The sequence below is a fragment of the Myxococcus sp. CA051A genome, from assembly GCF_013336705.1.
Taxonomy (GTDB): domain Bacteria; phylum Myxococcota; class Myxococcia; order Myxococcales; family Myxococcaceae; genus Myxococcus; species Myxococcus llanfairpwllgwyngyllgogerychwyrndrobwllllantysiliogogogochensis.
This window is the reverse complement of sequence record NZ_JABUMS010000002.1, coordinates 422,188-435,359: the sequence shown is the minus strand read 5'-3', so window position 1 is coordinate 435,359 and position 13,172 is coordinate 422,188. Positions and strand designations below refer to the sequence as shown.

12 protein-coding genes are annotated in these 13,172 nt (G+C 68.7%); 5 read left to right on the top strand and 7 right to left on the bottom strand.

Annotation, left to right across the window (positions count from 1 at the left end; genetic code table 11):
• The first annotated feature begins 11 nt into the window (after positions 1–11).
• Positions 12–3,005: a protein kinase gene (locus HUA74_RS46595; RefSeq protein WP_174453934.1), complete on the top strand. Its 2,994-nt coding sequence runs from the start codon at positions 12–14 to the stop codon at positions 3,003–3,005.
• A gap of 128 nt (positions 3,006–3,133) precedes the next feature.
• Positions 3,134–3,448, top strand: a complete 315-nt coding sequence (locus tag HUA74_RS07170; RefSeq protein WP_174453933.1) for a hypothetical protein — start codon at positions 3,134–3,136, stop codon at positions 3,446–3,448.
• A 66-nt stretch (positions 3,449–3,514) separates the two neighbouring features.
• Here the strand turns inward: HUA74_RS07170 and HUA74_RS07165 are convergent, their stop codons facing one another.
• Together HUA74_RS07165 and HUA74_RS07160 are read right to left on the bottom strand one after the other, a co-directional pair.
• On the bottom strand, positions 3,515–3,796 hold the full coding sequence (locus HUA74_RS07165) for a hypothetical protein (RefSeq protein ID WP_371817204.1): 282 nt from the start codon (positions 3,794–3,796) through the stop codon (positions 3,515–3,517).
• A gap of 100 nt (positions 3,797–3,896) precedes the next feature.
• Positions 3,897–4,562 carry a hypothetical protein gene (locus tag HUA74_RS07160; RefSeq protein ID WP_141644471.1) on the bottom strand — a complete coding sequence of 222 codons (666 nt, stop codon included), beginning with the start codon at positions 4,560–4,562 and terminating at the stop codon, positions 3,897–3,899.
• 134 nt (positions 4,563–4,696) lie between these two features.
• Between HUA74_RS07160 and HUA74_RS07155 the strand changes: the two genes are divergently transcribed.
• The 3 genes from HUA74_RS07155 (at position 4,697) to HUA74_RS07145 (ending at position 6,853) form a co-directional block, all read left to right on the top strand.
• Positions 4,697–5,986 (top strand): glycosyltransferase, encoded by a 1,290-nt coding sequence (locus tag HUA74_RS07155; RefSeq protein WP_174453932.1) that lies wholly within the window; start codon positions 4,697–4,699, stop codon positions 5,984–5,986.
• A 200-nt stretch (positions 5,987–6,186) separates the two neighbouring features.
• Positions 6,187–6,483 carry a hypothetical protein gene (locus HUA74_RS07150; RefSeq protein WP_174453931.1) on the top strand — a complete coding sequence of 99 codons (297 nt, stop codon included), beginning with the start codon at positions 6,187–6,189 and terminating at the stop codon, positions 6,481–6,483.
• Between the two features lie 109 nt (positions 6,484–6,592).
• Positions 6,593–6,853, top strand: coding sequence for a hypothetical protein (locus tag HUA74_RS07145; protein ID WP_174453930.1), 261 nt, complete (start codon positions 6,593–6,595; stop codon positions 6,851–6,853).
• A gap of 87 nt (positions 6,854–6,940) precedes the next feature.
• Here HUA74_RS07145 and HUA74_RS07140 read toward each other — a convergent pair whose 3' ends face one another.
• From HUA74_RS07140 to HUA74_RS07120, 5 genes are all read right to left on the bottom strand, one after another.
• Positions 6,941–8,647, bottom strand: a complete 1,707-nt coding sequence (locus HUA74_RS07140; RefSeq protein WP_174453929.1) for a DUF3616 domain-containing protein — start codon at positions 8,645–8,647, stop codon at positions 6,941–6,943.
• A 255-nt stretch (positions 8,648–8,902) separates the two neighbouring features.
• Positions 8,903–9,484, bottom strand: a complete 582-nt coding sequence (locus tag HUA74_RS07135) for an imm11 family protein (protein ID WP_174453928.1) — start codon at positions 9,482–9,484, stop codon at positions 8,903–8,905.
• Positions 9,485–9,492: 8 nt separating this feature from the next.
• Complete coding sequence (locus HUA74_RS07130; RefSeq protein WP_174454348.1) at positions 9,493–10,233, bottom strand: AHH domain-containing protein; 741 nt, start codon at positions 10,231–10,233, stop codon at positions 9,493–9,495.
• 111 nt (positions 10,234–10,344) lie between these two features.
• The gene (locus HUA74_RS07125; RefSeq protein WP_141644475.1) at positions 10,345–10,845 is read right to left on the bottom strand and encodes a VOC family protein; all 501 of its coding nucleotides are present in this window, start codon (positions 10,843–10,845) and stop codon (positions 10,345–10,347) included.
• A gap of 159 nt (positions 10,846–11,004) precedes the next feature.
• Positions 11,005–13,041 (bottom strand): zinc-dependent metalloprotease family protein, encoded by a 2,037-nt coding sequence (locus HUA74_RS07120; RefSeq protein WP_174453927.1) that lies wholly within the window; start codon positions 13,039–13,041, stop codon positions 11,005–11,007.
• Positions 13,042–13,172: the final 131 nt, after the last annotated feature.

Sequence of the window (13,172 nt, the reverse complement as noted above, 5' to 3'; positions counted from 1 at the left end):
CCGGAGACAGCGTGGGGACCTACCGCATCGTGAAGAAGCTGGCCGCGGGCGGTATGGCCGAGGTCTTCCTGGGCAAGGTGGTGGGCGCCGAGGGCTTCGAGAAGCCTGTCGCCGTCAAGCGCATCCTCCCCTCCTTCGTGCAGGACGCGGCCTTCGTCGACCTGTTCCTGCGCGAAGCCAAGCTCTCCGTCTCGCTTCAGCACGGCAATGTCTTGCAGGTGCTGGACCTGGGCTCCAGCGCTGGCCAGTACTACATGGTGATGGAGTTCGTGGACGGGGAGAACCTGGGCGCGCTGCTCAAGGCGGCGCGCAGGCGACAAGTCCCGTTGGGGATTCGCGAAATCTGCTTCATCGCCCAGCAGGTGGCGGACGGCCTCGCGTATGCCCATGGCTGCACGGACTCCAGCGGCGCCCCGCTCAACATCATCCACCGCGACGTCAATCCCTCCAACGTCATGGTCTCCAGCAACGGGGGCGTGAAGCTGGCCGACTTCGGCATCGCCAAGGTCGCGGACGAGGGACACCAGGAGACGCAGGTCGGCGTGCTCAAGGGCAAAATCAACTACCTGTCCCCCGAGCAGGTCCACGGCCATCCCGTGGACCAGCGCAGCGACATCTTCCTGCTGGGCCTGCTGCTCTACGAGATGCTCGCCGGACGCCGCCTCTTCGAGGGGACCACACCTCACATCATCCACGCGCTGGGCAACTTCGACGAGCGCGCCCTGGAGCCCCTGCCCGGCGTCCCCGCGCCGCTGTGGGCCCTGCTCCTGCGCGCACTGGCCGCCCAACCCGCCGCGCGCTTTCCCGTGGCCCGTGAGTTCTCCGAGTCCATCCAGAACTTCCTCTTCGACCACCGCCTGCGCGTGAGCGCCTCCGACATCGCCAGCCTCTTCGGCCGCGCCTTTCCCGACTGGCGCTCGCCCCTGGCGGACCTGGCCAGTGTCCCCGGAGAGGAGATTCGCCTGGAGGGCGCGGACTTTCCGCGCACGCGCACTCCTCCCGGAAGGGAGACCCGACGTCCTCCTCCGGGCCCACCACCCATGCTGCGTCCCGTGACGCCGCCTCCCAACGGGATGGGAGTCACAGCGGTGGCTCGCCCTCCCACCGCGAGTCCTCCGACGCTGGGAATCGAGCCCCCCACACGACTGGCCCCCGCGCCATTTCCGCCCGGCCCCCGCGCGGCCCGGACACGCCAGCAACTGGGCGCCATCCTGCTGACGCGCGGCATGCTCACGCCCCACGTCCTGGACGAAGCCCTGGCGCTCCAGAAACGCAAGGGCGGCAGGCTGGGCCAGTTGCTCGTCCATGAGCGCTGGCTGGAGCCCGAGAACCTCGTGCGCGCGCTGTCCGAGCAGTCCGGCCTGCCACACATCACCGACGAGAAGCTCCAAGCCCTCCCGGTGCCCAGGGAGTTCATCCAACAGATTCCCCGCGAGCTGTGCGAGCGATTGTGCGCCGTCCCCGTGGGACTGCGCGGACGCGAGCTGTTCTGCGCGGTGCAGGACCCTCGGGACGTGCAGGTCACCGACGCGCTCAAGTTCTCCACGCGCGCCGTCGCAGTCCAGGGGCTGTTCGCCACGGAGCAGGCCATCCGCAAGGCCATCCAACGCTTCTACACCGAGGAGGAGCCCCGTCCCCGGGAGCGCGTCCCCATTGAGCTGGAGGATGAGTCCGACGTCGGCGGGCACGCGCGCGTGCTCCAGTTCGCGGAGCAGTTCACCGGCCGCGCGGTGCTCGACGAGCGCACCTTCACGCCGACCGAGTCACCGGACACCAGGACTCCCGTCTCCATGGAGACCGCGAGCCGGGTGACGCCGCCCCGGAGCGACGTGCGCGCGCGCATGGTGTTGCTGGTGGCGGAGCCCTCCGAGCCTCGCGAGGCCGTGGTGCGACTGCTGTTGATGCAGGGCCTGGCGGCGGCGACCAGTCCCTCGGCCGATGCCGGACGCGCGCTCGCGCTCGGGGGCTATGACCTGGTGCTCGTGCTCGAGGACTCGGTGACGGACGCCGCCGGTCTCGCGCAGAAGCTGCGCGCCGCGCATCCCCAGGTGGAGGTGCGCCTGCTGCCTTCCTACAGCGCGGCGTTGATGGGCGAGGGCGGACCGCTGGCGCGGCTCGCCGAGACGCAGGCCCGACTGCTGGATGGAATGCTGTCGATGCTCGGCGGCAGCGCGACGCTGGCGCCCTTCCTGACGAAGCTGGCGCGACGCATCGCGGTGAGGCTGGGCGCCGGGCGCGTGGACGAGGCCGTGCTCGGCACCGCGGCCTGCGCCCTGGCCCTGGCCGCGCGACTGGAGGAGCCGCGCCGCTTCACGCTGCCCTCGCGCGCTCGCGCCCTGGTGCTCGCGAGCAGCGGCATGCCCGAGGTGACCGAGCTGCTGGTCGCCGTGCTGCCGGAAGGCGAGGAGCGCGCTCCGCCCGTGGGACGCGCGGCGGGGGCCCTGCTGGGCGCGGCGCGCTTCGTCCAGGAGGTCCAGAGCGCGCAGCCGACACCGGCCAGGGCGGCCCAGGCGCTCCAGGCACTTCGCCAGGACGCGCGCCTGCCCATCCCCGTCCTGGAGGCGCTCACCACGGAGCTGGAGGCCAGCGCGCTGGCTGACCAGACGGCGCCCCGGGTGGTGGTGGCCGAGACGGACGGCGCCAATGCGATGACGCTGCAGATCCGCCTCATGGCGGAGGGCTTCAGCACCGTGCGCGCCCGGACGCGCGCGGACGTGGAGAAGGCCGTGGGCGCCGGCGCGCAGGCGGCCATCCTGGCCAACCCGTTGCCGGATGGAGACCTGCACTCGCTCCTGCAAGCACTCCGGAAGAACCCGGCCACCGAGGACCTTCCCGTCTACCTCATCGTCGACAAGGAAGACGCCAGCGTGTTCACCGCCAGCCTGGAGGCCGGGGCCGATGACGTCCTGGTCCGCTCCGCCAGTCCCGAGGTGCTCATCGCCAAGCTGCGCCGGGGCATCCAACAGCGGCAAGGTGCCCGCCGAGGCGCGAGGACCGCGCAGTGAGGGCTCCCCGGACCCTGGCGCACCCGCGAGCCGCGCTGTTCAGAGCTGCACAGCGCGGCCCATGACGCATGCGAGCAAGTCAGGCCTTGGATGCATCATCGCGGTGTTCCCCTCACCAGGAGCTCTGAATGACGCTGAAGCCTGCCTTTGGATTCGTGCTGGCGTTGACCGTCGCGGTGGGAATGATTGCCGCCACCTTCCCTCAGGATGAACCTGTCGCGGACGATTCCACCACCCCAGCCGCCAGCGCCTGTGAGGCGGACAAGCAGAAGCTGCTCATGTCGAGGGCGCGCAGCGGGCTCCCGCTGGACGCCACGCCTGCCCTCTTCTCTGACGAGCCGGTGGGTCTGCTGGGCTACTGCTCCTACGACTGTTCGAGCTGCTCCTCCACCGCGGAGTGCCGGGCTCGCGGCGCGGGCTCCTGCTACAACATCTGTCCGTAGCGCATGGGCTCGGCCCGATGCCCCTCACAGGGAGCATCGGGCAGGGCCCGCGAGCAGCCAGGGTCATCAGCCGCAGGTGGACGAGAAGTCCGTCACCGCGAAGCTGGTCCGGCGGCCGGAGAGCCACGCGGTCTGATAACACTCACATGAGATGTATCCGACCCACTTCGTGTACGTCGCGTCGGAGTAGTAATCAATCCAGTAGGACTGGTTGCCGCAGAAGGGCAGCGCGTCCTCGCGCGTGTCGAGCGAGGCCTGCTCCTCCTCCAGCGCCGGCTCCATGCCACCACAGCCCATCGTCAGCAGTGCCGCCGTCAACAACCCACCCAGGATGTTCCTGCTGCGCACGTGTGCACCCTCCACCGGGCCATGATTGGGCTTCCGGTGGAGCAAACCTAGCACCAGTCGTGCAAAGCAGGACAAGACGGCAAGAATGACTCAGCCTGTCTCAAGGATTGCCGGTGGCGTAGGCCCACAGTTCGATGGGCGTCGCGTAGTAGATCCACCCGAAGAAGCCTCCCACCGCGGAGCGCGCGGGCGGCCGGAGGTAGGCCTTGTCTCGCATGCCGAGTAGCTTCAATAGCCCGCCGAGGGTACACGTCCAGAGCAGTTGCAGCAGGGACGTGATGACATACGAGGCCGCGACGAAGGGCAGGTAGAAGGGGCCGAAGATGCGCGCCTGGAGCAGGTGCATCTTCTCGTGTTGCCCCGCGCCGCCCAGGTTCACCGTGCCCAGCGTCTGGAGCACGTTGTTTCCGAACGAGCCTCCCGGGTTGGCTCGATAGACAATCCAGCCCTGTCCCTCCGAGTCGGGGCGGGACAGCTTGCCGAAGAAGACATAGACGATGTTTCCGAAGATGAAGCCGAACAGCGTGTTGGGCAGGCTCCAGGTGAGGTCGATGATGAGCTCCACCCAGCCTTGCGCGGAGGGCAGCGGATAGATGCGCAAGAGCCCGGCCTCCAGGCCGTACCCCAGCCCCAGCGGTAGCCCCAGCAGCAGCGCGACGCCCGCCGGGAAGGCGCCTCCCGTCACCGCGCTGACGAGGAGCAGGACTCCCGGCACCAGCACGAGTGACAGCAGCACCGTCAGGAAGGACTGCGTTTCCTTGGACATGGTCCCCACCTCTCGAAGCTCGAAGGGAAGCCACCGTGGCTCCCTCTGACGTGGAGTGGTGGAGCCCCCGCTGTGACACCCGGGCAGGCACACCGGGGGGCAGGCGGCACGACAGGTCGTGCTAAGCGTCCTCCATGTCGAGCATCTTGATGGTGGCCCATCCGACGGCGGGCCACACCAACGCCTTGCGAGTCCTGGGCGGACGGTTGCGCGAGCTGGGCCACGACGTCGCGATGGCCCTGGCCGCGCCGCCCCTCCCTTTTTCCGACCTCTGGCCCGAGCCCCTGCGCGTCGCGACGACGCTGCCCCACGCCATCCAGCGCGACGGCCTGCGCCTCATCCGGCTCCAGCCCTCGCCCGCGATGCTCTGGTATGGGGCCCGCATCCCGCGCGCCCGCGGCGTCGACGAGCTGGCCCTGGCGCTCCGGCTGTTCACCGCCGGGATGAAGTCCCAGGCCCGCCACCTCGCCCGGGAAATCGAGGCGGCCCACATCGACGTGGTGCTCGGCGACTACCTCATGCCGGCCGCGCTGCTCGCCGCCCGACTGACGAAGCGGCCCTATGCGGCGCTCTATCACTCGGCGCTGCCCTTCCCCGTGGAGGGCGCGTCACCCTTTGGCAGTGGACTTCCGGATGATGCGCCCCGCGATGCGACCTGGGCGCGCGCGGAGGCAGCGACGCAGTCGCTCGGCCGCTGGTTCGATGAGCGCGTCGCGCGGGACGCGAGCGCGTTGGGTGTCCAGCTCCGCGGGGGAGGGCTGCTCTCCGCGCCCATCTCCGACGACCTCAATCTTCTGATGACGATTCCCGAGCTGGAGCCGGGCTTGAAGCTACTCACAGGCCCCGTGGAGATGGTGGGCCCCTGCCTTCCGCGCGCCCGCGAGGCGGACCAGGACGACCCCGCGCTGCGCGCCCTTCAGCCGGGACGCCGCCACGTGTACGTGTCGCTGGGGACCGTGTTCAACGGACAGCCTCGCGTGTTCAACGCCATCCTCGACGGACTGGCGCGGCATGACGTCCACACCGTCGTCAGCGCCGGCGCCAGCTTCGGCCGACTGGAGCCGCGCGCCGGCCCTCGCACGCTCGTGTTCCGTCAGGTGCCCCAGGTGCCCTTGCTCCGGCGCGTGGACTTCGTCGTGACACATGGCGGGAACAACACCGTGCAGGAAGCGCTGGCCGCGGGCCGACCCATGGTGGTGATTCCCTTCGGCGGGGACCAGCTCGCGAACGCGCGTCGCGTGGAGCGGCTCGGCGTGGGCGTCGCGGTGCTTCCCTCGGCGCTCGATGCGACCTCCGTCGCCAGTGCCCTCTCCCGACTCCTGGAGCCCGCCGTCACGGCCCGGGCCCGCGCGCTCGCCGCCTCGCTGAAAGGCGTGGACGGAACGGAGCGCGCGGTGCGAGCGGTGCTGCGATTGGTGAAGTGAGCGCTCACCCAGGGCGCTGAAGAGTTTCGCGGGGCGAGGAGAGAGCTTGCGCGATTGCAGTCTCCAGCCAGCAATCCCGCCGCGACTTGTAGTCCGCGGCCTACAACCGGCTCCGGGCCGGCTCGTCCTTTCGCGCCCTTAGGTCGTGGCCCCGGCCTTGCTTTGCTGTCGTCCAGAGCCCCTCGGACAGGAGCAGGACCATGAGCATTGGAAGCGCGACCTCCATCAAGCAGTTCATCAACCAGCCCAAAGTCGACAACGCGCTGCTCAAGTCCATCTGCGACACTCCGGGCACCCAGCCGTCCGCGGCCATGCCGTCTCCGACGGGCGCGACGAGCTGCTTCGAGCCCCAGAAGCCGAAGAGCCCCGTGAACCTCATGCCCGACTTCCCGGGCGCCATCTGCACCCCGACGGGCGCTCCGACGCCGGAGGCGCGGATGGAGGACCCCTTCAAGGCGCTCCTCGCGCTCACCCACGGTGAGCAGGAGCCGCGGTAGGCCCTCATCACTCACGGCCACCCGCCTCCTCCTCGAAATCCATCCAAGACTTTCAACCTGACATCAAACACACGGGAGCGCTCGCTCCCGACGACAAGGAGTAACGAACATGAAGAATCCCCTGGCGTGGTTGGTAGGCATGGCGGCCCTCGTGTTGACCGTGGGCTGTGGTCCCATGGAGCCCGACGAGACGCTGGACACCCCCTCCGAGGACAGCGCCCAGACCGGGGAGGTCTCCGCGGCCGCGACGAAGACCTGCAGGGAGAAGTGTTCCGACAATCTGTCGAGTTGCAACGGCAGATGTGGCGGCAACCTGGGATGCGTGGCGGGCTGCTCCGCCGTCTACTCCATCTGCATCTCTGGCTGTTGAAGCCCCCCTCGCAGTCCCCACACCCCTCCTGGGGCGAGACTCCTCTTCTTCCCGGAGTCTCGCCCCGGGCATCTTCCGCGCCCTGACTCAGTCGACGTGCACGAACACGTCGCTGAAGCTCTGGCTGGAGGATGCGACGTCCTTGCACTCCGTCCCCCCCATCAAGCGCGAGCCCATGTCGAAGAGCACCTGCACATCCAGCGAGCCGGGATAGGGGATGACGGCCTCCGGCGCGGAGTTCTCCGGCGCGGTCAGGTCCACCACCTTCACTGGCGCGCTGCTCGCGTCGCCCGACCACTTCCAGAGGGCGAAGGGGCCACTGCTCTCGTCATGTGGACCGCTGAGGAGCAACATCGCCTGGTGGGCCTCCGACCACGCCATGCCTCGCAGTCCCTGGCCTCCCAGATTCAGGGGGATGGCTCGACCAAACCGCGCAGTGGCTCCCGTGAGGACGGCGTCCGGATTGGTCAGCGTCACCACCAGGGCACTGGAGCCCACGCGTGGGTTGCGGAAGCCGATGGCCAGTTCGCCCGAGGGCAGCGCCGCGAGCCCCTCCACGTTGGTGCCGTTCAGCTTTGGCGCGAGCGAGGCCACCGTGGGCTCCGTCAACCGTGAGCGCGCATTCAGCAGCGTGATGACGGCCGAGTCCGGAGCATCCCAGTTGGCGGCGTCGAGCAAGTCACGCAGCAGCGTCGAGGACGTCCCCGCCACCTGCAGGGTGACCGAGGGCACGGTGCCCGCGACATCCAGCGCGAAGAACTTGTAGCGCGACGACTCCAGTTCTCCGGCCTTGTTGCGCGCGTGCGAGCCCGTCACGTAGAGGCGATTGCCCACGCGGGCCACGTCCTCCAGGTCCGCCTCGTCCGACGACGAGAGGCCGATGGCGGCGCTCACGTCCTGGGTCTTCACCGCGGTGGCGCTCTGGCTCCGCGTGTAGATGCGCACGGACTGGGACTCGTCATTCACGTTCAGGAAGTGCGTCCCATCCACCCAGGCGCCACCGGAGCCGTCACAGGTGCCCTTGAACGTCCCCGAGGCAGGCACCTCGCCACCGGGCGCCCCCGACGACTCCCACGTCACGGTGAGCCTGGGACGCGACGCCTTCGTCGAGTACTCGCTCGAGCGCAGCTCCAGGCGGTTGTCATTGTCCTTGTTGGCGAGGATGACGCCCTGATTGCTCGCGGGTGTACTCACCCACCGCTGCACCGCCGCCACCCCCTGGGCATTCAGCGCCACGGTGTACGTGCCCGTCGCGGGCGCTCGAAGCGTGCCCAGCACCGTGGAGTCCCTGTCTCCCGTCCCATCCGCGCCGTTCGAGGCCCAGTCCTGGTTGTTGTCCGCCTGCTCCCAGGTGACCTGGCTCTCCGTCCAGCCGCGCGTCAGCGCATACAGCTGATAGTCCTGGTCGGCCTTGTCGGACACGGTGACGGTGAGCGAGGCGGAGCGGACGACGGCGTTGGCTGGAATGGCGGACACGTCCCACGCCAGCAGGGCGAAGTTCTCGTTGCCACTGCCGGCCGGCGTGTCTCCGCTCGCGGAGAGCTTCGTGTCGCTCCCGTGGTTGGCGTCGGAGTCTTCTTCTTCAATCATCGCGTCCCGGGTGCCCGCGTAGCCCGTCGTCGGGGCCACGCCGTCCTGGAATGACGTGCTCTGGGTGGCCGCCAGCGGCTGGGTGAAGGGGAGCGAAGCCTCCAGCTCCGTGTCACGCAGCGCGGGTTCCACTTCTCCGCATGCCCCCAGGAGCCAGGAGGACGCGACGAGCACACCGATGAACGGCCGCTTCAATCCACGCATGTCATTTCCCTCGCGCATCGTGCGAGGCAGCACCGTCCCCCGGCTCGCGACGGAATGCCGTAACGATTCTGTCGAAACCCCGCGACAACGTTCGGCGCGGTGTACGCAGAGGACCTGAGAATGAGAAGACCCTGCCCGAGGTCAAAGGTAGGGAGGGGTTGTGTTGGCGTGCATGGAGGTGAACAAGCATCCAGCGGAGCCCATGCTCCACCTGCCTGAATTCAAGGCTTGCTCTGGGGTGTCGCGGCAGTCCGTCTATCGGAACGCCACGGAATCATCCCAGGCCTCCAGCGGGATGAATCGAAGTCCCTCTGGTGGTGGAGACAGCCCGAGCACTCGTTCCACAAGTGAGGCGTGGACGAGGTGGACGACAGCCTCCTTGAGCCTGAACGCCAGTCGCTCGCCCAGAGGAACGTCCCGGAGAACGGACTCGTCGAGCACGAGCCGGTCCAGCCCCGTCAGGACGACGCCGCTCCCCGCCAGCCGGTACACGGAGCGCTCCCGGTCCATCACTGGAAGGCGGCGCCACATATGCACCAGCGTGTAGCGGCGGACGTCGCCCTCTCCAACCTGCACGTCCGCGGGAATGAGCTGCACGCCCGGCAGCGGCACCGAGCGCAGCACGTCCGCCAGGCGCGCTGAGACCACGGGCGCCGGCAGGGTGTGGCAGTCCACCATCACAGGCAGCGAAGGCATTGGCTCGCCGAGCCGGAGCTGCACGACTTCACCCGTGTCCACCTCGCGGCCCTGCCGGAACGCCAGCGAGGATTGGGCCCATGCCAGGAGCGGGTGCCGCTCGGACGGCGCTCGCGTCCATACGTAGTAGTCGCGCTGCATGGCGCCTCTCACTCTCCCACCTGGAGCGTCCGACGCGGGAGGGGATTCCCTGTCGTCCCGTGCCTCACCCCATGGCGGCGACCATGGGGGCATGGCCGCCGAGGCTTGCTTTGGAGGCTGTGCACGCCTGCACAGCCCACGCCGCCAGCCAGATAATCCCTCCCGTCGGATGTGATTGTCCATGCGCCGGCAGCCAGGCGCGAGAGAATGTCACGGCTCAGGTCATTCAGGTCCGCGATGAACCGCGCCGGGTCCGAGCAGTAGGCTCCAGCCAGGGCGGCCTCGCCGTACGCTTCCACCAGTTCGCGCACCGCGTCCGGATAGGGCATCTCCTTCTCACTGGCCCAGCCCCCAGCGTGGTTGCCTCGATGAACGGGGACATGAAGCTCACACGCCACCACGAGAACCATCGGGAGGATGACACCGTTGCGCCGGTGGTTGATGTCGTAGCCAGTCATCCAGCAAATGGACGTCCACTCGTCGTCCTCAGCCATCACCTCCGAGCAGATGAGGTGGTGAGCCGCGATGGACCACCGCCCAGAGTACCAAGGGTGGGCTTGCGGCTCCGCGCCACGGAGGATGTTGTTGAACAGTACCGCCGAGCTTCCCGAGCTCCATCCCGGCTTCGTGGCGAACGCATGCCCCTCCTTGCCGCAGTACCTGCACGGCGAAAGCTTCGCGGGCCGTGGGCCGTCATTCGGCCCAGCCGTCTCGAATCTGACGCGGTGCCCTCGGACGATGACCGGCATGGGCGAAGCAGAACGGGCCTCGCGCCAGTTCGACAACGAGACCCCAGGGCACCTGTTGGCCACGCAACCCCGGGCGCACAACGGACAGCGCCGGTGTGCAGGAGCGGTCCGTTAGCCCGCCGCACGACGGAGGGCGTCGAGGTCGAGCTTCTTCATCTTCAACATCGCCTCCGTCACGCGGCGGGACTTCTCCGAGTCCGGGCCCGCGAGCAGTCGAACGAGCTCGGTGGGCACCACCTGCCACGACACGCCGAAGCGGTCCTTGAGCCAGCCACATTGCTGGGCGCGCTCGTCACCGCCTTCGGACAGGCGTGACCAGTAGTGGTCCACCTCCGCCTGCGACTCGCAGTTCACTACCAACGACAGGGCCTCCGTGAACTTGAAGTGGGGACCTCCGTTGATGGCCACGAAGTCCTGGCCGTCGAGCTGGAACTCGAGGGTCATCACCGCGCCAAGGGGCTGACCGCTCACCTTCGCGCTCGGCTCGTTGTAGCGCGTCGTCGTGACGACTCGCGAGTTCGGGAAGACCGACGTGTAGAGCGCGACGGCGGCCTCCGTCTGCTTCTGGTCGGGGAACCACAGGAACGGGGTGATGCGCTGGAACTTGGACATGAGCGGCTCCTTCGGGCTGTGCCTCAGGAGCAAACTGAACAGGGTCCGTGCACCCGGCTCGCCGCCGTGGCTTGAGAGCCCTTGAGCAGCCAATGGGTCGCCTGGCCGAGAGGAGCCGGGTGCTCGACGCGAGCGCGGGCCGGCTCCCCTCCCCTTCAGCTACTCAGCCACATGGACCGTGGCGGTGGTGCTCGCCACGATGCCGACTTCGTCCTGGAAGAGTTCCAGGCCCACCGTGTGGGTGCCCTGGGCATTCGCGGGAATGGCCTTCGTCATCGTGAAGGTGAAGTCGCCACCCGGCGGCAGGTTCACGCCCCAGTCAGACCAGCTCGTGTCCCAGCCCGTCGTGTCGTTGTTCCAGAAGTCGTACCAGACCCAATTGCACGAAGCGGAGTCGTGGTTCTGCACGTACACCGTCCAGGTGACGTCCGTGCCCGGCGCCGCCGTCACCGTCGTGGGCGAGAGCGTGAGCGTGGGAGTCGCGGAGATACAGCGCTCGACGACCTCCTGCGCGGCCGTGCCCCTCACGGTGTGGCCATTGCGCGTGACGTCCACGCCCGTGGTGTACGTCCCCGGCGTCGCGGCGTACGGCGTGTAGAGCTGGAGCGTCAGCGACGTCGAACCCGACGCGGCGATGGTGCGCTGCGCGGGCAGCGGGTCGGAGCTCCAGCCCGGCGGGACGATGGCCGCGAGCTGGAAGACGCTCGGGGTACAGCCCACCGAGTCACGATTGATGATGAGCAGCTCCACCTCGGGGCGGCTTCCAGGCCAGACGGTGGGCTCGAAGGGCGTCACCTCGACCTCGGGCGCGGCTCGGATGCAGGCGGCCTGACGGTACTGGAGGGTCACCGTGAGCGCGGTGCTGGTGGCGGAGACGACCGTCACGGAGAGGTTGCTGTACGGGTCTTCCCACGTCGTGCCCGGAAGCAGGGCCGGGTCGCTCCAGGACGCGGTCCCCGGCGTGAAGTCGAGCAGGTGCGTGCCATCCCGCGTGTCCGCGTCCTCGTAGTGGATGAGCGCGCCACCGAACACCTGGGACGGCAGCGTCGACTCGTAGCTGCCCACCTGCTGGCGGTACTCCAGCCACAGCCACGCGTCATTGCCCTGCCCCCTTCGCACCTTGAGGGCCTTCACGCCGCCTGACGCCACCACCGGCGCGAGCGTGAAGGTGCCTCCCACGCCATCCACCTGGACCACCGAGGACGGAGCCAGCCAGCCGATGCGCGCCTTGTGCGGCACCGCGTAGTGGCCCAGGTTCCAACGGCCCATGGTGGAGAAGACGTCGCCGTACTCGTCCAGCGTGCCCGCCAGGTTCAACAGCGACAGCGGCTCCGCGCCGAAGTCGCGCGTCTGCGAGTGGTTCAGCGACAGGTTGTGCCCCGCCTCGTGCGTGATGAGCTGCACGGCGCTGTCGTGGGTGTTCATCGACTGCGCGACGAGCCACGCGGTGGACGCCGTCACGGTGCCGTCCGGCGTCGCGACCTGACCGCAGGACAACGTGGCCAGCCCCCCGTAGTAGCAACCCGCCTGCGGACGCGGGTGGACGATGAAGATGCGGTCATATTGCGTGAAGTCGACGTCCGCGTCGGCCGCCTGGAGCGCGGCCGTGCGCATCGCGTCCGACTCCTCGCAGGCATAGGCGCGGTCCAGCGTGTACCAGCCCACCACGTCACCTGTCGTCGTGGTGCGCCCCTCGGAGACCTCGCTCCAGTACCCCGCCAGCGAGCGGCGCGTGGTGGAGAAGAAGGCCTCCTCCATCCCTTGCGGCGTGTTCGAGGGAGTGGCCATGCCAGGGAACGCCGCCATGATGACCAGGCTGCGCTGCACACCGGTGACACCACACGTCCCCAGCGTGGAGCTGGCGGACCGGGTCCGCGTGTCCACCTCCACCGATTGAGCGACGAGCTGGCGCGCCGTCCTCTGTCCGCGCAGCTTCACGTGCAGGCCACTGCGCAGGCCCTTCGGCGCGTCGCCCTTGAACACCACCGGGTGACGCTCGCGCCCGGTGACGAGGACGTACTCCTCATGAGAGGCGTCGAGCGAGGGCGCATCCACCACCCGGACCTCCAGCTCGCCCTCCCACGCCTCCTCGCGCGACACCTGCTCCGGTGTTTGAGCCTCTTCGGATGAAACACAACCCTGAATGCCACAGGCCGCGAACCACACGGCCGCCACCATGTTCCACGTGCGGGACATCTCGCCTCCGGCGAACGGCGTCCCCGAGCGGATGTCGCCCGAGGAGCGCCGCGCGCCTTGTGCCCCCGCCCGCACGCGGTGGCAACAGCGCAGGTGGAAGGCACGAGGAATTCACCCGGGGCACGTGACGA

Coding starts and splice junctions, on each gene's coding strand:
- HUA74_RS07170 (WP_174453933.1), top strand. CDS start 3,134: ATGACGCTGAAGCCTGCCTTTGGATTCGTGCTGGCGTTGACCGTCGCG.
- HUA74_RS07160 (WP_141644471.1), bottom strand. CDS start 4,562: ATGTCCAAGGAAACGCAGTCCTTCCTGACGGTGCTGCTGTCACTCGTG.
- HUA74_RS07155 (WP_174453932.1), top strand. CDS start 4,697: ATGTCGAGCATCTTGATGGTGGCCCATCCGACGGCGGGCCACACCAAC.
- HUA74_RS07150 (WP_174453931.1), top strand. CDS start 6,187: ATGAGCATTGGAAGCGCGACCTCCATCAAGCAGTTCATCAACCAGCCC.
- HUA74_RS07145 (WP_174453930.1), top strand. CDS start 6,593: ATGAAGAATCCCCTGGCGTGGTTGGTAGGCATGGCGGCCCTCGTGTTG.
- HUA74_RS07140 (WP_174453929.1), bottom strand. CDS start 8,647: ATGCGTGGATTGAAGCGGCCGTTCATCGGTGTGCTCGTCGCGTCCTCC.
- HUA74_RS07135 (WP_174453928.1), bottom strand. CDS start 9,484: ATGCAGCGCGACTACTACGTATGGACGCGAGCGCCGTCCGAGCGGCAC.
- HUA74_RS07130 (WP_174454348.1), bottom strand. CDS start 10,233: ATGCCGGTCATCGTCCGAGGGCACCGCGTCAGATTCGAGACGGCTGGG.
- HUA74_RS07125 (WP_141644475.1), bottom strand. CDS start 10,845: ATGTCCAAGTTCCAGCGCATCACCCCGTTCCTGTGGTTCCCCGACCAG.
- HUA74_RS07120 (WP_174453927.1), bottom strand. CDS start 13,041: ATGTCCCGCACGTGGAACATGGTGGCGGCCGTGTGGTTCGCGGCCTGT.